At 35.7% G+C, this 18,674-nt stretch carries 22 protein-coding genes; all 22 read left to right on the top strand.

Annotated elements, in window-relative coordinates:
- Positions 1 to 47: 47 nt before the first annotated feature.
- Entirely contained in the window at positions 48 to 530 is a 483-nt protein-coding gene (locus J3U18_RS06995) for a phage virion morphogenesis protein (RefSeq protein ID WP_267353352.1), read from the top strand.
- Between the two features lie 230 nt (positions 531 to 760).
- A complete protein-coding gene (locus tag J3U18_RS07000) occupies positions 761 to 1,837 on the top strand; it encodes a hypothetical protein (RefSeq protein ID WP_267353353.1) in 1,077 nt (358 codons plus the stop codon).
- Positions 1,838 to 1,902: 65 nt separating this feature from the next.
- Complete coding sequence (locus J3U18_RS07005) at positions 1,903 to 2,262, top strand: hypothetical protein (protein ID WP_220215152.1); 360 nt, start codon at positions 1,903 to 1,905, stop codon at positions 2,260 to 2,262.
- Positions 2,263 to 2,325: 63 nt separating this feature from the next.
- On the top strand, positions 2,326 to 3,252 hold the full coding sequence (locus J3U18_RS07010) for a hypothetical protein (RefSeq protein ID WP_220215153.1): 927 nt from the start codon (positions 2,326 to 2,328) through the stop codon (positions 3,250 to 3,252).
- Between the two features lie 54 nt (positions 3,253 to 3,306).
- A complete protein-coding gene (locus J3U18_RS07015; RefSeq protein ID WP_267353354.1) occupies positions 3,307 to 3,828 on the top strand; it encodes a gp436 family protein in 522 nt (173 codons plus the stop codon).
- Positions 3,825 to 4,274 (top strand): hypothetical protein, encoded by a 450-nt coding sequence (locus J3U18_RS07020; RefSeq protein WP_267353355.1) that lies wholly within the window; start codon positions 3,825 to 3,827, stop codon positions 4,272 to 4,274. The genes J3U18_RS07015 and J3U18_RS07020 overlap by 4 nt, the downstream gene beginning before the upstream one ends.
- Positions 4,275 to 4,291: 17 nt before the next feature.
- Positions 4,292 to 5,053, top strand: a complete 762-nt coding sequence (locus tag J3U18_RS07025) for a hypothetical protein (RefSeq protein ID WP_267353356.1) — start codon at positions 4,292 to 4,294, stop codon at positions 5,051 to 5,053.
- 70 nt (positions 5,054 to 5,123) lie between these two features.
- Positions 5,124 to 5,540: a DUF6631 family protein gene (locus J3U18_RS07030; RefSeq protein ID WP_267353357.1), complete on the top strand. Its 417-nt coding sequence runs from the start codon at positions 5,124 to 5,126 to the stop codon at positions 5,538 to 5,540.
- Positions 5,541 to 5,617: 77 nt separating this feature from the next.
- Complete coding sequence (locus tag J3U18_RS07035; protein ID WP_267353358.1) at positions 5,618 to 5,752, top strand: hypothetical protein; 135 nt, start codon at positions 5,618 to 5,620, stop codon at positions 5,750 to 5,752.
- Positions 5,753 to 5,754: 2 nt separating this feature from the next.
- Positions 5,755 to 8,862, top strand: coding sequence for a phage tail length tape measure family protein (locus J3U18_RS07040; RefSeq protein ID WP_267353359.1), 3,108 nt, complete (start codon positions 5,755 to 5,757; stop codon positions 8,860 to 8,862).
- Complete coding sequence (locus J3U18_RS07045; protein ID WP_267353360.1) at positions 8,859 to 10,046, top strand: hypothetical protein; 1,188 nt, start codon at positions 8,859 to 8,861, stop codon at positions 10,044 to 10,046. The genes J3U18_RS07040 and J3U18_RS07045 overlap by 4 nt, the downstream gene beginning before the upstream one ends.
- Positions 10,027 to 10,833: a phage BR0599 family protein gene (locus J3U18_RS07050; protein WP_267353361.1), complete on the top strand. Its 807-nt coding sequence runs from the start codon at positions 10,027 to 10,029 to the stop codon at positions 10,831 to 10,833. Before J3U18_RS07045 ends, J3U18_RS07050 begins: the two co-directional genes overlap by 20 nt.
- 9 nt (positions 10,834 to 10,842) lie before the next feature.
- Complete coding sequence (locus tag J3U18_RS07055; protein WP_267353362.1) at positions 10,843 to 11,076, top strand: hypothetical protein; 234 nt, start codon at positions 10,843 to 10,845, stop codon at positions 11,074 to 11,076.
- Positions 11,077 to 11,092: 16 nt separating this feature from the next.
- Positions 11,093 to 11,290, top strand: coding sequence for a hypothetical protein (locus J3U18_RS07060; protein WP_267353363.1), 198 nt, complete (start codon positions 11,093 to 11,095; stop codon positions 11,288 to 11,290).
- Positions 11,280 to 13,697 (top strand): phage tail protein, encoded by a 2,418-nt coding sequence (locus tag J3U18_RS07065; protein WP_267353364.1) that lies wholly within the window; start codon positions 11,280 to 11,282, stop codon positions 13,695 to 13,697. The genes J3U18_RS07060 and J3U18_RS07065 overlap by 11 nt, the downstream gene beginning before the upstream one ends.
- Before the next feature lies 1 nt (position 13,698).
- A complete protein-coding gene (locus J3U18_RS07070; RefSeq protein WP_267353365.1) occupies positions 13,699 to 14,481 on the top strand; it encodes a hypothetical protein in 783 nt (260 codons plus the stop codon).
- The gene (locus J3U18_RS07075; RefSeq protein ID WP_267353366.1) at positions 14,453 to 15,235 is read left to right on the top strand and encodes a hypothetical protein; all 783 of its coding nucleotides are present in this window, start codon (positions 14,453 to 14,455) and stop codon (positions 15,233 to 15,235) included. Before J3U18_RS07070 ends, J3U18_RS07075 begins: the two co-directional genes overlap by 29 nt.
- Positions 15,236 to 15,252: 17 nt before the next feature.
- A complete protein-coding gene (locus tag J3U18_RS07080; RefSeq protein WP_267353367.1) occupies positions 15,253 to 15,942 on the top strand; it encodes a hypothetical protein in 690 nt (229 codons plus the stop codon).
- Position 15,943: 1 nt separating this feature from the next.
- Complete coding sequence (locus tag J3U18_RS07085; RefSeq protein ID WP_267353368.1) at positions 15,944 to 16,471, top strand: tail fiber assembly protein; 528 nt, start codon at positions 15,944 to 15,946, stop codon at positions 16,469 to 16,471.
- A 236-nt stretch (positions 16,472 to 16,707) separates the two neighbouring features.
- Entirely contained in the window at positions 16,708 to 17,328 is a 621-nt protein-coding gene (locus J3U18_RS07090; RefSeq protein WP_267353369.1) for a hypothetical protein, read from the top strand.
- 30 nt (positions 17,329 to 17,358) lie between these two features.
- On the top strand, positions 17,359 to 17,613 hold the full coding sequence (locus J3U18_RS07095) for a helix-turn-helix domain-containing protein (protein WP_065734177.1): 255 nt from the start codon (positions 17,359 to 17,361) through the stop codon (positions 17,611 to 17,613).
- Positions 17,614 to 18,004: 391 nt separating this feature from the next.
- Positions 18,005 to 18,571, top strand: a complete 567-nt coding sequence (locus tag J3U18_RS07100) for a phospholipase D-like domain-containing protein (protein ID WP_267353372.1) — start codon at positions 18,005 to 18,007, stop codon at positions 18,569 to 18,571.
- The last annotated feature ends 103 nt before the right edge of the window (positions 18,572 to 18,674 follow it).

The following is an 18,674-nucleotide window of genomic DNA, read 5'->3' on the forward strand; positions in this document are numbered from 1 at the left end:
TGGCGGAAGCTGCCCGTACATACGATAAAACTAGTATAGGCGAAAAAATGGCTAGCGTAAATATTGAGTTTAATATACAAGATGCATTGGATGCCTTGATTACAATTGAATCAAGCCTTGATGATACAAAAGAATTATTTAATCATATAGGTGAAACATTACTTGATATTCATGAAGCACGTTTTAATGCCCAAGAATCACCGGATGGTGTACCATGGCAAGCATTATCTCCATGGTATCAACAATCTAAGCCCAAGCAACAAGATAAAATTTTGACGTTAGATGGCAATCTAAGAAGTACGTTGCATTGGCAGATTGAAGGTAATACATTATTGTTTGGTACCAATCTAATGTACGGTGCTATCCATCAATTTGGCGGAATTATTAAACCCGTCAGCGCTAATGCATTAAATGTTGGTGGGCGTCCAGTAAAACAAGTGGTAATTCCAGCAAGACCATGGCTAGGTATTAGTGCCCAAGATAAATTGCTTTTAGTCGATATTGTTCGTGAACATCTAGGTTTTGCTTAAAACACAATATAACGCGTTTTAAGCGATTTTATAATGAAATGCTAATAAGTTTATGTATAAATGCTTTAATCAGGTCATAAATGCTTTATAATAAATTTTAGCACACCTATTATCTGATATTTTATTTAAATTTCTATTAAATCTCTCTAATAATTATCTGTCCTAGTTCAGATTACCATTCCCTCAAAATAGATCATGATGCTCTATATCAATTTATTGGAGCATTTTTTATGGCACTTATCCCCGTTTTTAAACCTGGTACTCATACTGCAGTAGATGGTCGAAAAATCACTTTTACTTTAGAAAACTGTATTGATTTAGCTGAAAGCTATGATCCAACGCTTTCTGAAGCACCTGCTGTAATTGGTCACCCCAAATTAACTGCTCCTGCATATGCGTGGGCAAAATCATTTGAAGTAAAAGATGGTTTGGTTTATGCCAAGTTAGATCAGATTAATCCAGAATTTGCTGAAGCCTATAATGCAGGCAGTTATAAAAAACGTTCACTTTCAATTTATTTACCGGATTCACCAGGCAATCCTAAACCGGGTCATTACTATGCTCGGCATATCGGCTTTTTAGGTGCTGCAGCGCCGGCCATTAAAGGCTTGCCTGACGCCAGTTTTGCGGAGTCTGAAGGTGAGCAAGGTGCCGCAGAGTTCTCTATGGCTGATGAAGAATTTGATGAGAATTTGATTTCAATTTTAGCTAATTTGCGTGACCTCTTGATTGAGAAAGAAGGCATTGCTAGTGCTGACTTGTTTTTACCGCAATGGCGCCTTGAATCATTACGTTCAATATCCGTTCAAAAACAAAAGGAGAAAGAAAAAATGCCACAACCTTTAGACGCTAGCTTTGCCGAACAACAAGCTGCAATTGACGCTAAAAATGCTGAACTAGCCAAACGTGAACAAGCATTACTAGAAAAAGAACAAACTAACAAACGGGCAGAATTTGCATCATTTGCTGATGAATTAGTTAAAGATGGGAAATTATTACCTGCTCATAAAACTACAGTCGTTGAAGTGTTTATTTCACTAGGCAATGAACCGATTTCATTTGCTGAAGGTGATGCAACTGTTAACAGTTCCCCTGTTGATTTAATCAAAAAAGTACTTTCAGAGCGTCCCGCTTTTATGAACTTTGCTGAAAAATCGGCTGCTAGTGATAGTGAAGATAACGTTGACAAACAAGATCCAAAAGTCATTGCTGATGCTGCCAAAGCCTATCAAAAAGAACAGGCAGACAAAGGCAATACAATTTCAATTAGCCAAGCCGTTACGCATGTAACCAAAGCTAAAAAGTAAGAGCATTAATTACAGGCTGATTATTAATGTCAGCATCATTTTAATTTTAACCAAAAGGTTTTTATATGAATATTCCAGGATTAACAGTAGCAAAAACCGCTGAAGGCGAAGTCAAACCACGCGTGATTGTCTGTCATGGTAGTGAAGATGGCCTAGCAAAAACAGCGATTGACGGTAACGCATTATTAATCGGTGTATCAACAATTGTTGGTGGTGGTAACGGTGAAGTGTTTGATGTTGTGCGCAGTGGGTTGGCACAAGTTTTTTATAGCGAAGCAATTGCAATTGGTGATCCAATCACAGCAAATGCCGATGGTCGAGCTAAAAAAGCGATGTCAGGTGATTTTATTATTGGCTATGCCGAAGTTGTGGGTGATGCCGATGAGTTAGGCACTATTTGGATTGCACCAAGCAAACAAGCTTAGCCTTTTATTTAACTAATGGTCTATGACCTTTAATAAACACGTTTTAATAAATAGGAGTTTTATATGCAACGCCCTTTTCCAGTCGAACCGCAGTTGACTGCAATTGCTATCGCTTACCGTAATAATAAGTTAATTGCCGATGAGGTTTTGCCCCGTGTGCCTGTTTCTAGCACATCATTTAAATGGCTTGAATTTGATTTTTCAGAGCGATTTACTTTGCCTAATACAAAAGTTGGTCGGACGTCACAACCGAATCAAGTTGAGTTTAGTGCCAAAGAAAAAGAAAGTTCAGTTGAAGATTGGGGACTCGATAGCCCTGTCCCTCAAGATGATATTGATACAGCCATTACAGGCTATAACCCACTGGGTCATGCCGTTGAGGCCACGACTGATTTAATTTTGTTAGATCGTGAGGTTAGAGCTGCAAATTTGCTTTTTAATGGTGCAAATTACAACAATAAACAAATATTAACTTCTGCTGAGCAATGGAATAATCCTGATAGTAACCCAGTAGCATTAATAACGGATGCATTTGATTCAATGGTTCAGCGTCCAAATATCGGCACACTAGGACGTCGAGTTGCCACAATATTACGTCGTCATCCAAAGATTGTTTCAGCATATCATGGAAATGCTGGTGAAAGTGGTTTAGTTCCTCTCGGATTTTTAGCTGACTTATTAGAGCTAGAGGACATTTATGTCGGTGATGCATTTTTAAATAGTGCAAAACCAGGTAAATCGCCGGCATTACTTCGTGCGTGGGGCAATAAAGCATCATTCACGGTACGCAATAAATTAGCAAATACTAAAGGTGGTGTGACGTTCGGTTACACAGCTCAATTTAAAGATCGTGTTTCGGGTTCGATTGTTGATCCTGATATCGGTTTACGTGGCGGTCAACGTGTTCGAGTTGGTGAGTCAGTCAAAGAGTTAGTGGTAGCAAAAGATGCTGGCTACTTATTTGAGAATGTGATCCCAGCCAATAGCTAATAATTTGAACGAAATAACCAACGGATTATTTGCCGTTGGTTTGAGGGAGATAAGATGAATGTTCCATATATTACATTGCTTAACCTCGCTGAGCGACCAGGTCTTATCGAACTATCGCAAGCAGTTGCTCAAGATGGTGAGCTCCCTGTTTCAAGTGATTTACTTAGTGCGATTATCTACGACCAAGATACGTCTTTCTGGTCGACAGATGATGTGGTTGCGGCTCATACAACGATTTCGCGCATTACGGAGTCAATCAACGATTCGGAAGCTGAAATCAATGGTTTTTTGCGTCAGCGTGGGCATAAGCTGCCATTAACTGCTGTGCCTCGATTATTGACAGATTGGGCACGCATTATTGTACGTTACAAGTTGCATCGCAATCGTGTTTCTGATGAAAAAAGTGATCCGATAGTTCGCGACTATAAACAAGTTTTAACATTTTTAAAACTTGTTGCTGAAGGTAAGTATTCGCTGGGTATCGATGATAGATTACCTGTTGCTGGTGGCATTCCGCAGCAAACAGGACCTCTTCGAGTATTTGATATGAACACGCTTAGGGATTTTGGACGATGAGCAGCGCACCGTTTGATATATCAGTCATTGCAGACAAACTCAAGTTATTACTGCAAGACAAAACCTTAGTGTTTGTCGGAACCAGTGCTGAATACAGCAAATTAACCGATTTAACATCGGCGCCAACACCAGCTGCTTATGTACTGCTAGGTAAAGAAACACCGAATGACAAACTTGTAGGAACACGACAGTCAGTAAGTGTTAATTTTGGTGTTGTGATTGTTGCACGTGATGCTTCAAGTTTGGCAACCAATATTCAAAATGTTAAACAGCTTGCTAACCCTGTTATTGGCGCGATTCGTGATTTGTTAATTGGTAAAACAGTTCAGTTTATTGATGGAGTTCGTCCAGTCACTTGGGTTGGTGGGCAAACGTTAGGTTTTCAAAATGGCGTACTAGTGTGGATTGATTCATTTCAAACTCAACACTTCATTGGTAGCCGATAAAAGTTTAGGAGAAAAATATGTCAGATTTATTAATGAGTCTTCAGGGTACGATTAATCTCGCTACTCGTGATACTGCAAGTTCACCAGCCCGCCCTGGTGCATTTCGGCATGTAGGTACGGCTGATTCCTGTGAAATGGAACTAAGTGTTGAAACGGTAACACAAAATGAATCATATACAGGACAACGCTTACAAGTTGGTGAATTGACATTAGGTAAAAGTGGTACGTTAAATCTTACGTTAAAAGATTGGTCAATTGAAAATATTGCGTTGGCGCTTTATGGTGAAAAAATTACTGTTGATGCGGGTATTGTTACTGATGAAAAATTACCAAACGGCTTAGTCATTGGTGACCGCATAAAGTTAGCGAACCCCTTTGTTGCTGATGTTGAGTTAAAAATTGCGGATGGAACCACATTAGTATTAGGCTCGGATTATGAAATCGAATCAGCTCATGCTGGATTAATCAAGTTACTAACTACACAGGCATTAACAGCAACGGTAGATTATTCATACGCTAAGACTGAAAGCTTGGGCATTTTTACCCGTCAACCACCAGAACGTTGGTTTATGCTCGATGGTATCAATACTGACCGTGAAAATGAACATGTAATTGTTCAACTATTCCGCGTTAAATTCAACCCAATTTCTAACTTCTCGTTACTACACAATGAGGGATACGGTGAATTACCGTTAACTGCTACTGTTCTAGCTGATATGAGTCAAAACAAGGATAGTTCGCTTGGTTATTTTGGCTCATACGTTCAAAAGGCGAAATAAATTTATTATGCGGTGAATATTCACCGCTAATTATTCAACTCTCTGAATTTAATAGTAGCAGGTAAATAACATGGCAGAAAAAGCAACAGAAAAAAAAGACGAACCAAATGATTTAGCAACATTAATGCCAACTCGTGAAATTACACTAGCTGGTGAAACAATTACAGTACGTGAATATTCATTTAAAGATGCCTTGACAATTGGTAATGACATTAACCAGTTTGTTGCATTAATTGTGAATGAGATGAATGGTACAAACAAAATCACGATTGAACAAGTGGATACAATCTTTATTAATAATCTAGAACTAATTTATTCATTAATCAGTACCTCTATTCAAAAACCGATTTCGTTTATTGAATCATTGTCATATAGCGATGGGATGCAATTATTAGATTGGTGGTGGGTTGTTAATTCCGGTTTTTTTATGAACGCGGTAACTCGCAAAATAATTCGTCAAAACGCCGCCAAACAAGTCGACCAGTAAGTTGGAGTGAAGTTTTTACGCTATTAATCAAAAACGGACATGATGCACAGCAGTTACCTCATTATACACAGCGACAGTTGCTGCTGTATTACGATGAATTAATTAAGTTACAAAACCGAGAGCGAGCTAACCGAATTGAAGATATTTGTGTCGGTTTTAATGGTGGTAAACAAGTTACTAAGTTTGTAAAACAGTTACGCGGAGAGCAATAATAATGGCTAATAACGATATGAATATTGCAATGAAGTTCACGGCTGACGTGAATCGTGCAAAAAAAAATATTCATGACGTCGGTGAAGAGTTAAAAAGCGTCTATGAAAAACAGACTGACGCAATGAACCGCGGCCAACGTACGATTATTGAATTATTGCAACAAGAAAAAGCTGAAGAAAAAGCACAGGAAGCGGCGGCTAAAGCTGCGAAAGAGCATCAAAAAGAAGTTGAAAAACTGCGACACGGTTTAGATAAATTACTTGCTAGTATCGATCCAGCAACTAAAGGTTTAAGCCGCCTAGATGAACTAGAAAGTAAATTAAGAAAATCAAAAAAAGCAGGCGTGATTGATGGTGATACGTTTGATGATTATCTCGGAAAAATCAATAATCAACGAGCAGCATTATCAAATGTTGAATCACTAAATGAAGGCACTAAACGATTAAATTTAAATACGAAAGGTGCACGCCGCAGTATTGCAAGTATGATCCGGCAATTGGCTAACGGTAATTTTGCGTCAGCAGGAAATTCATTATTTAATGTCGGTAATATGACCGGACGTTTACCACCATTGTTTAGTGCTGCTACGTTATCCGTAGTTGGTTTTGTTGGCGCCACTTATGGTGTTGCTAGAGTATTATCTATAATCTCTTCAGAACAAGAACGCTTCAATAAATCCCTAATTTCTACAGGCAATTATGCTGGAACTACCGCTGGTGGGCTAGATTCAATGTCTCAACGCATCGGAAAAATCAATCATAATTACCATGAAACACGTGCAGTTATTGCAGAACTGACCGCGACAGGTCAGTTATCAGCAGAATCAATTGAAAATATTGCTAAAGCGTCAGCTTATATGTCTGCCGTTACAGGAAAATCTGCCGAAGAAACTATTCAAAAATTTAATGGTATACAAGATTCTGTTACCAGTTGGTCTACTGAAGCGAATAAACAATATCACTTTTTAGATTTGGCAACATATCAACACATTGCTGCATTAGAAGAACAAGGAAAAACAGAAGCAGCAATTGCACTGGCTACAGGAAAATATGCAAACGAAATGGAAGTTAGTGCAAATAAAATGAAAGACCAATTAAATTGGTTGGAATCTGCGTGGCGCAGCTTCAGAAACGGAATTACTGATCTGGGTGAAGGACTGAAAACAGAATTGAAGTTTAGTTTTGGGCTGGCAAATTTAGATGACGAAATTGGAAAATTAGAAAAAGCAAAAAATCGTGGTTTCTTCACTATTTATGGCGGTTCTGTGCCATGGAATGATTCGTCAGAAAAAGAATTACAAAATCTGTATGCTGAGCGAAATAAGTTAAATGCTGAAGCACAAAAAAAACGAGATGAAAATATAATTAATGAAAAAGCTATCGCTGCTCAAAAAAAACTGGATGAATTGCATAAACAAAATGCAACAGATGCTGAAAAACAAGCAAAAGCGGTTGATGAATTACGTAAAAAATATGCAGCGTTGTGGTCTGATGAAAAAGGTCGTAAAGATTTACAAGCACAGGGGGTAACTTCAAAAGACGGTAAATCATTTTCTGGTGGTCAATATGATAAAGATGTTAAAAATATTACTGACAAAGATATTCTTGAATACAATAAAGGGGTTGAAAGATCACTAAAACTGACAACAGAATTGCAACGAGTGATGTATGAAATCAACAACGGAAAATATAAAAATGCATCACAAGCAGAAAAAGACAGAGCCATTGAACTGGCAAAACAAGTTGACGCGAAAAACGCAGCAAAACATAACAAAAAAACTGATTTTTCATTATCAAATGATAAAAACAATCTAGCACTACAGCAACAGTTAAATGAATTATTGTTAGGTACCAAAGCAAGTGATGATACTGTTGAACAATGGTATAACAATCTATTAGCCCAGTTTAAAAAGACTGGTAATAAAGAAGGTATCGATTTAATAGACCAAATTTTACCATTGAAAAAAGCTGAAGCGAATTTAAATGAAATCACAACAAAAATTCAGCAAGCACAATCACGTCAATCAACGAAAGAACAAAGTATTCAAGCACAAGTAACTAGTGGTTTAATTACACAAGTTGAAGCACAAAGCCAATTAGTCGATTTACACAAACAGACAGCGCAAGAACTTACAGAATATTTACCTACTCTGCACGCTATGACTGAATTACCCGGACAAGCAGGCGAAAATGCACAGAAAGCACTGGCGACACTTCAGTTACAAATTGCAGAACTAAATAAAACTACTGATGCACTCACAAATGCATTTAAAAACGGATTGCAAAGTGGTATCCAAGGTAGTTTAGACAGTTTAGCTAAAGGCACATTTGAATTAAAAGATGCCCTACAAAATCTAGCGCAAAGTATTTTATCGTCAATGGCGCAAGTAGCGACAAAAGGTTTAGCAGATATGGCAATGAATGGACTATCCAATTTAGGTAGTTCGTTATTTGGTGCTGCTACTAATGCCGCAGTTGATAATGCAAGTGCTGCTGCTTCTGCCGGATTGATGGAAACAGCTATTGCAACAAGTAGCGCAACTGGTGCAGGATTAATGGGTGAATCAATATCGATGTCAGCAGGTATTGGTGCTGAAACGATTTCAGCATCAATGATTACAGCAGGTACAGCAGCAGGTGAAATTATTAGCGCAGCAATGATTACTGCGGCAAGTGCAAATGCAGGTAGTTCTGCCATGGGAGCAGCGGCAGTAGCCGCGGCAACTGGTGGTTATATTACTGGTGCTGGAACATCAACGTCTGACTCGATTCCGGCAAAACTATCTAACGGAGAATATGTTGTTAAAGCGGAATCCGTTAAAAAATATGGGGTTGATTATCTTCATGCAATCAACACGGGAAGATTGCATCGCTACGCCACCGGCGGTTTAGTTTCAAATGCCAGCAGTCCGAAGGCACCAAATATGTCTGATGAATATTCATCATCTCGCATAACAAGTCAAGTTCAACCTGCTCCCGTAATTCAGCAAACTCTTGTTCTCGATAGCGGTGAAATGATGAAGTCTGGTATTAGTTCTGTCGATGGTTCAAGGGCATTAATGACATGGATTCATGCTAATGCACCAACATTAAAGCAGGTGTTATCATGAATATATTTTTATGGCAGGCTGAACCAGATTGGACTAATGGCATAACTGAAATACTGGAATGGAAAACCGATATTTTACAATCGTACAGTGGCGCAGAACAACGCATTGCTCGGCGATTATCACCGCGCCGGATGTTTGAATTTTCAATTCTAATTAATGGTAATGAACGTTCACGGTTTGAAAACCGATTAGCATTTGTTGGCGGAAATTCTTGGTATTTTCCTGTTTATACAGACGTCACCTATCTCGATGATGATGTTAATACAGGTGCAACAGTTCTGCCGTGTAACACAATTGGTCGTGATTTTGTAGTTGGCAATAAAGTGCTCATTCAAAGCGAGATTAACAATGTTAATCAAACAGCATTACTAGAAGTCGCAGCTGTAAATGAAAATTCAATCACATTAGTTAATCCAGTTAAAACTCAGTTTTTTGCGGGAGCATATATTTATCCTGTTCGATTGGCTGTATTAACAGATATGCCAGAACTTACACGGCATAATGATGACCTATTAAGTGCGCAAATTCGTTTCCGAATTAGTGAGCATAACGCATTTAGTAACGATATTTCATTTTTGCCAACTTACCGACACTTTCCAGTACTCAATATTCAGCCTGATTGGTCTGAATCTCTCAAATGCCGATATGAGCGTGTTTTATTTGAATTAGACAACGGTGCAGGCATTCCAAAACGATTAGATACAGCAAAATTACCATTTTTTGTAACAGAATTTCGTTGGTTTCTGACTGAACGAAATGAGCAAATACAGTTACGCAAACTATTTTATTATCTGAATGGTTGTCAAAAAAACATTTGGATATCAAGCCAAACCAGTGATTTTAATGTCATAACTGTTGACGGTCGCGTTCTTGGAGTTGAAAACACTGGATTTAATGAAGTCGGTCTAATGTCTGGTCGAAAAGATATTGTTATCAATTTATGTAATGGTAATGCGCTATACCGTCGAATTGAACTCGTTGCTGTAGTTTCTGATGAAATTGAACGTTTATTACTAAATGAATCAATTAATGTGAATGCTGAAGATATTTTGTCAGTCTCATTTTTAACATTATGCCGTTTAAATAATGATGCAGTCAGCTGGGAACATGTAACAGACGCGGATGGTTTGGCAAATATAACATGCAGTTTTCGAGGAGTTCGTGATGAACTGGAATCAATTTGAGTATTCAACAAACAATGGCAAACCATTAACGTTATATGAGTTTATTCGTAATGAACAAAAATACTATCGCTATACCAATGCTGATAGAAATATTGATTTTAATGGTGTGACGTGGATAAGTGAAGTAATCAGTAATACAGGACTAAGTATAGGCACTGGTAATAGTCTAGAAATTACATTGCCATCAACGTCGAACGTAGTTCGTTTATTTCGTGGAGTACCACCCACCAAACCCGTTGTAATCAAAATGTATCAGTTACACGAAAATGACAATGAATTTAAAGTAATCTGGGTCGGAAAAATCCAAGAGGTTAAACGTGAATCAATTGAAAAAGCAAAACTCATTACGGCAAGTGTTGCAAGTTCGTTTGAGCGAAACGGCCTTCGATTGACCTATGGGCGTTCATGTCCCTATGCACTTTATGACCACAATTGCCGGATTCGACAAGAAAACTATAAATCCGCGAATATCGAAATTATTGCGCTCGATGGAGCAAATATCACATTGAATCTATCGAACATTGCATCAGGTTATTTTTCTGGTGGATACATGGAATTTTATATCGATGGTATTCAAGAACTGCGTGGATTGAAAGTACATTTTAATAATGTGATTGGTGTTCTTGGTGGTACTCAAGGGTTAAGTAAAGGAATGCTCGTTAATTTATATCCGGGATGTGATAAAACCATAAAAACTTGTAATGAGAAATTTAAAAATCATCTGAATTATGGAGGACAACCGCATATCCCAGGTATTTCACCGTTCACAATCGTTAAACTATTTTAGGAGGAACTTATGTGGTGGGCTGTCGCTAAATTTGTTGCTGTTATTGTTGCCAGTTATGTGATTACACGTGTTACTGCGAAACAACCTAAAAGTAATCGTCCAACAGCGGCAACCGAAGATGATTGGAATATGCCGATACCTGATGAGGGTACTCCTCAGTGTGTTTTTTTCGGTGACTGTTGGTCAGCTGATTGGTTCGTGCTCGGGTATGGTAATTATCGTTATAGTGCAATTCGTAAGTAATTTTGGAGCATTTATTATGAAAATAACAATGGAACATATTCGTGCGGGCGGTGGCTGTGCTGGAGGATTACGCGAGTTTTTTAAACGTTATAATTTGGATTTAAATGCGTTTATTCGTGATGGATATATTGATTCAGAAAAAGTGTTAAAAACCAGCGATGCGCTAGCTGTTCGTATAGTCAATATTGCGAAGGAGCAAGAAAATGGGCGGTAGTTCATCAAAAAAAGTGACTGTTGGCTATCGGTATTACTGGGATGTGTTCTGCGGATTAGGTCGTGGTCCAATTAATTCTATTGTTGCGATTACAGCTGATAAAAAAGTCGTGCTACTTTGCACTGAAAATGAAACAACGTCGTCGTGTTCTATAAGTATCAATAAACCAAACTTATTTGGCGGAGAAGACACTGGAGGCGAAGGCGGTATACAGGGAAACTTGAAAATAATGATGGGTGAACCAAACCAAATTCCATCAAATAGTTTAAAAAGTATTTTAAAAGGATTGATTCCGGGATTCCGGGGTTTGGTCACAACATTTTACTCCGGATTAATAAGTTGTTATAGCGCATCACCAAAACCGTGGTCTTACCGAGTTCGTCGAACAACGAAAGGCTGGGATAAAAATAATGTTTGGTATCCAGAAAAATGCTTAATCTTATTGCGTGATGATTTATCTGAAATTGCAGGGATTGAAAGTGAAATAGAAAGCCGCTATGGAAAAATAAATCAATTCATCAAACATAAACCTAAGTTTATGAATAAAAATAAAGATAAAACTCCAGAGCAACTTGAGCAAGAAAGAAAAGAACGCGAAGAAGCAAAACGAAGAGAAGAAGAGCGCCAGCGTAATATCGTAGCTTTACGCAAAGCGCTAACCGATAATATTCCAAATATACATGCAATGAATCCTGCACACATATTATTCGAGTGCGCAACAAATCGAGATTGGGGGCGTGGCTTAAACTGGGATTCAATCAATATTGAAAGTTTTAAAAAATCAGCAGACACACTATTTAATGAAAAGTTTGGTTTATGTTTTCGATACAACCGACAAGACCAACTGCAAACATTTATACAGCAAATTTTAGACCATATTGGTGCGGCGCAATATGCTGATTTATCAACGGGTAAATTAAAATTAAAACTAATTCGCAATGATTATGATCCAGATATGTTACCGCTTTTTACATATGATAATGGTATTTTGTTAGTGCAAGATGATGATAGTGCAAATAGTGATTCATCATATAACGAAATAGTTGTTACATATCATAACCCAGTAACAAACGAAGATGCAACTGTAAGAGCACAAAACCTGGCTTCTATTCAGCAAGTTGGTTTAATTAGCAATTCAGTTGAATATAAGGCCATACCCACCCAAGAATTGGCTGCAAGACTGGGTGAGCGGGATTTAGAAATGAGTGCTGCGGGTATCAAACGTTTAATTATTAAATTTGACAGACGTGCAAGCATATTGGAGCCAGCATCATGTTTTCGCGTATCACTCCCCGATCGCGATATTGAAAATATGATTTTGCGCGTGGGAAAAATAGAAGAACAAAGTGATGGTTCGCTGCTAATTACTGGAGTTCAAGACGTTTTCAGTTTGTCTGAAACGTCATACAACAGTAGTCAACAGACAAATGAAATTATTATTGAAGATAAGACAATTAGCGCTGTAAATAACGTTAAATTAATTGAACTACCGTACTCTTTACTCGTATCAAGATTAAGCTCCGCTGATTTAGATTATTTAACGCCATCTTCATGTTATTTAGGCGTAATGGCAACAGCACCAACATCAATGTCAATTAACTATATATTACAATCGCAAGCTGCTGGAGCTGAATCAATTAACGAAAATCAATGCGATTGGACTGCTAGTGCAACACTAATAAACGATATCGAAAAACTAACAACAAAGTTTGAAATTAAAATTAATTCTGATTATCAAATGTCAATTGGTGAAGGCATTATAATTGACGACGAATTTATGCGAATTGATGAATTTGACGTTGAGACAAATATCTTGACAGTGGGTCGCGGTTGCTTTGATTCGCTACCAGCATTCCATCCTGCTGGTTCAACAATACGTTTCTATATGAGTGTTTTAGAAACAGATCACATTGAATACATTAGCGGCGAAACAGTCGGAGTTAAACTGCTCACACAAACTAATTCAGGCAGGTTGCATGAGGATATTGCACCAGTTGAAAAAATAATAATGTCACATAGACAAATTCGGCCATATTTGCCTGGAAATATTAAAATTAACCATATTTTATATCCTGACGTGATAGAACAATCTGACTCATATGTCGTAACGTTTGCTCATCGGAATCGTACACTGCAAGCTGATCGTCTGATTGATTATTTATCAGAAGATATTGGACCTGAGATAGGAACTGAATATATAGTTGAAATTTCTGATTATTATTCAAATGAAGTGATCTGGAGTTTTAACGCTACTGACACGTTAGTAGTACTACCCTACGTGACGAATCAAGATAACATCTATGATGAGCGTCACATACTAAGATTATATAGTAAGCGTGATGGTTACGAATCGTTATACAAATATACAGCAGAACTGCCGGAAGGTCATGTGACGGTTGGAGTTTAATATGTCTGAAAATGAATATTACTATGGTCAAGGAAAAGTATTTTTATCACCGTGTAATTTAGGACAATGGCGATGGATTGGAGATGTATCATCGTTAAAAATTAATTTTGAATTTGAGGAACGATATAGTAAGCGCAGCATTGGTGGACGATTAGTTAATTGTAAAAGATTTATTACTTTCACTGGAGGGAGTATTACTGCAACTTGGTTTGAACGTTCACTAGAAAATCTTGAATTATTGTTACGAGGAAAGTCTGTATCACATCAACAGGGTTGGACTGAAGAAGAGTTCAGAAATATAAAATCAGGCATGACAATCTATTTACAACATCAAAATATAAGAGACGTTTTTATTGAAAATCTAAATGAAAATATTGATTACATTGTAGATTGTAAAGCTGGTTCAATTATCTTTATAACAAAACCAAAATCGCAACGGCTTCTAGTTGAATATGATTATTCAGGATTAAGCGGTATTAGCATTTTAAATAATGAGCCTAACGATTTTTCACTTCGATATGAAGGAAAAAACATCATCGATGATAAACCAATCAATATTGAGTTTTATCGATTGTCATTAGATCCAATTGAATTTATCAGTTTGATTGATGATAAATCAGAATTTTCAAATGTTGAAACTACATTACAGTTATTACCTGATTTATCAAAAAATCCCAAATCAGATTTTGGACAATTTGGCAGAATAATACAGTTTAACGATTTCAGCGACATCTTATACGATGATGAAATTGCTTATGATGAACGATACCAATTTGCATATTAGAGGAAACATAATGGAACATTTAATTGAAGAAGCAACATGGGAAAATAATGTATATCTCATTCAGCGAAAAGACCGCGTCGGAGGCGGTGTGCGTGGTATAGCAAACAAACCACATCACGAGCTAGCTAACAGAACACAATATTTAAAAAAAGAAGTCGACACAATTCATACTGCATTAGAGTCAACATTATCTTCATCTAAAGATAATTCCAATTTTGATGCTAAATGTAATCGTATTGAAAATTTAAAAAAACCAGAAAATAAAAATGATGCCGTTAATAAAGAATATGTCGACTGCAATGATGAAAAACTACAAAAACAAGTAAACCAGCTAATCGAGACTAAGATTGGCTATGAGTCAATTGGTAACTTCAATGATGGGTGTTCTATAAATACAAGAAATGAAATTGTCTACAACGAACAAACTAAAAAATATTATGCTTGGGCAGGAAGTTTACCACATATTGTTTTACCACAAACAAATGTAATAGATGAAATAAACAAAGGAAAACCATGGTTGGTCATTGAAAATTCAAACGAATTTATAGCAAAAATTGAGAGCATAAAACAAATAGCACAAAGTGTTGCTACACAATTCTATGGTTTTAAAAGAGATGGTGCAAAATTGATTTTAGAAACAGCAGGAAATATAGATAACAAAACATTCCATATTTCTGAATTTCTTGAATGGATAATTGCACCTGGTGGATGTGAATTTATTGTTAATGACAAAGAACTATTGATGGTTATATAGGAAAAGAGGGGTTAAAAATGGCGACAATTAACTTAGGAAACATCAGATTTAACTGGTGTGGTGAATATGTTAGTTCAACACAATATACAAAAGATGATGTAGTGGGATTTGGAGGCTCAAGCTGGATAGCTCGTAAAAATGTAAAAGGTGTTAATCCAGCAAAAAATGAATTTTGGGATTTGATGATTTCCGGAGCTGAAAAACCATATGTTATAGGCGAACAAAAACTAATGGCATTTAGATCATCAGAGCTTCCTTTTGGATGGTATTTGAGAAATGGAGACAACTACTTACTCGAATCCCCGCAAGGTCGAGCGCTAAATAGTTTATCGGCGAATTACAAAGAAGATTTTAAAATCATTATTAAAGTTATTAACAGTCAACAATATATCAATGTACCAACGGCTTTCCATACTGATGGGCGTGGTTTTTTCGAAAGAGCCGTAGATGGTTTAGCTAGACAAGTTGGTAGTGTTGAAGGTGATGCTATACGTAACATTTATGCACATTATAGTAATTTTTTGGTATCAGATATGCAAACAAGTGGTGCGTTCAAAATTAATGCACAAGCAAAACCTGCATATGCTGGTAATTCATCAGGTTGGCACGTAAGTTTGAGTTTTGATGCCGGACTAATTGTACCTGTCGCACCTGAAAATAGACCAATCAATATTGGTATGACACCCACAATTTACCTAGGAGTATAATATGATAAATTATTATTTTGATAATACAAATGAACTAAAACCATACACACACCAATTAGACGCCAATAATGATACATTACCACCTGATAACGCATTACGTATAGCACCTAAATTTGAATGTGGGTATTGGCCGTGCGAACAAAACGGCAGATGGATTTTAGTTGAAGATAACAGAGAAAAGACGGCTTATAACTTAGAAACTAAGGAAGCTGTCACCATTGATTATATCGGCAAAATTAAAGATGGTTTCACATTGCTAGAGCCGTTTGCATACAGCAAATGGGATGATGAAAAATGGGTATTAAACGAAGATGAAAAAAATACTCATATAATTAAGCAAAACAAAGCAAAGCAACACTCATTAATAAACGAAGCTAACGATAAAATAGCAGTGCTGCAAGACACCATTGATTTAGGTATGCAAGAAAATGATGAAGAAGCCAGGCTAAAACAATGGAAAAAATATCGAATTATGTTAACTAGAATTAATACATCAAATATTGATATAGTATTCCCTGAAAAACCATAAATTGTAATTTATTTTCAAATATAGAAACAAACGGCGTGGTTAATTATCAATTAATTTAAACGATAATTATCGCGCGCCGCATCAATCACCTGAAGTATTTGAACAATTAAAAGGTGATGGAGATAAAAGAAAAAAGGAAAAAAAATAAAATTTATTTACAAAAAAGGATCGCCCTTACCTGTGTGGAAAAACAAGGACGAAGGACGAAAACCAACTAAACTTCAAGGATTGTTGGCGTGGTAGATAATATTAATTATAAGAGTAATTATCAACAACTTTATACAAAGTTAAATATAGTATTTGATATAGTCGGAATAAGAGAAAAAAATAAAAAGTTTACGCCTCTAAATGATAAAACTGCTGAAATATTCACTAATGATGAAAATATTAATGTTTTCAATTTTTACAATAAATTACTAAGTCAAAAAAAGAAAATTACAACGTTAGATTATTATAGTATCGATAATATGTGTAAATTTTATCTTATAAATAAAATTTCTCTTGATGATAATAATGTATTTTTTTGGGGAAATGAATTTAAAACAATTCCTCTCAATTTTATCATCATAAAAAATAATAATGTTGATTTATCAATTGAATTATTAGACAAATTAAGTACAAAAGAAAAAAATATTTTATGGTTTCTTATATTTAAATTTGAATCAAAATTAATTGCACGTTTAGCTAACACAACGGTAACTCATGTTTTTAATACAAAACAAAAAGTTAAAAATTTATTCAATTTACCGATAGATACACTTATTTATAACGATAGTTTTAAAAACTGGATATTTAATTTTCACGTTAATTGTAATATCGAAAACACATCAATTTTATTAGATGAAATAGATATTTAATTAATTTGAATAAGGATAAGGATGAGGACAATGAATATTAGAAATATTAAAAATGATGACATTATTATTAATGATTTAACAAAATTGAAAAACGTTAGATTAAAAGCTAATTTACGTGTGTTAGATATCAGTCTGAGTACTGATATTTCAATAGGTAATGTATCTAATTTAGAGAACGGCAATAGAGGTAATCCAAAAATTGAAACATTAAAAAGATATCTCAAACCATGTGGTTATGAATTAGTACTTATTGCCAGAAGAACTTACAACCCTAAAAAAAAATAAAATTCGATTTAACTAGTGATAACTCAAAAATTCCACAGGAGTAGAACACAAGCTTCAGCTTGTATCCTATTGAGTTATCCACAGTAAATTTCTACGTTCTTTTTATTTAATATAATTAAAAAATCTTATTAAGATTTAATTAAGCTTATTAAGAGGAAAAAAATACTCAACTTCCAATTCATTATATAGAAGGGGTGACAAAGACACAAAAATATGCAAAATAGAGTTGAAGTACTTTATGATGTAACTGAAATGTTTGTACAAGCCCACCTAAGTGAGAAATATAGCCTACAAATATTTTAAATGACAAAAAACGACTCGTTGAAATCTTACATGCAATGCACGTAATTCATCAACATGGTGAAAAGCAAAATAATGGAATGAAATTGTAATGAATTTTTTAACTAAACTTTTCAATAATGACTTTATAAAAGTCTGGGGTACTGTTATTTTCATTATTATATTGTTGCAATTTTGGGGCGGTAAATCGCAACTTGAACCTGTTGTTAATATTATAGAGAGTGAAAAGAATAGATTAAGAAATGTTGTGGAAAGAGTTAATTATCATTCTGAGTTTTTGATAGATAACTCACAGATTAATTCATCTATTAGCGAGTTGATAGATAATTCTCAATTTGAAATTGATTTAATACTCCCCTCTTTTGACTTAGCTTTATTAGATAGAATTAAAATGGCAAACAACAGGGGGGTGAGAGTAAGAATTATAACCAAAAGCATTTATAAAAATGTTATCGATGATTTAAAGAAACAAGGTATTACTGTCAACTACAATAATCATCTTGATAATGGAATAATTTATATCGATAAAAGAACTGGAGCTAATCTGATTTCATTTAACAATTCTTTTTTATTAACTATATTTCAAGATAACAATAGTTTACAACGATACCAGATACTGATAGACCAACAGTTTTTAAAAAATAGGGAAATTTTTTAAAATTAACAATAATCTAAAACTGTAAAATATATTTTAAGTTTGTTGGCGCTTAGAGGCTAAAATCAGATTCATTTTGATTTGATTGAGTTAAGTGTTGAGCAAT

The sequence above is a fragment of the Gilliamella sp. B3482 genome, from assembly GCF_026536805.1.
In the GTDB taxonomy this organism is placed as follows: Bacteria; Pseudomonadota; Gammaproteobacteria; order Enterobacterales; family Orbaceae; genus Gilliamella; species Gilliamella apicola_E.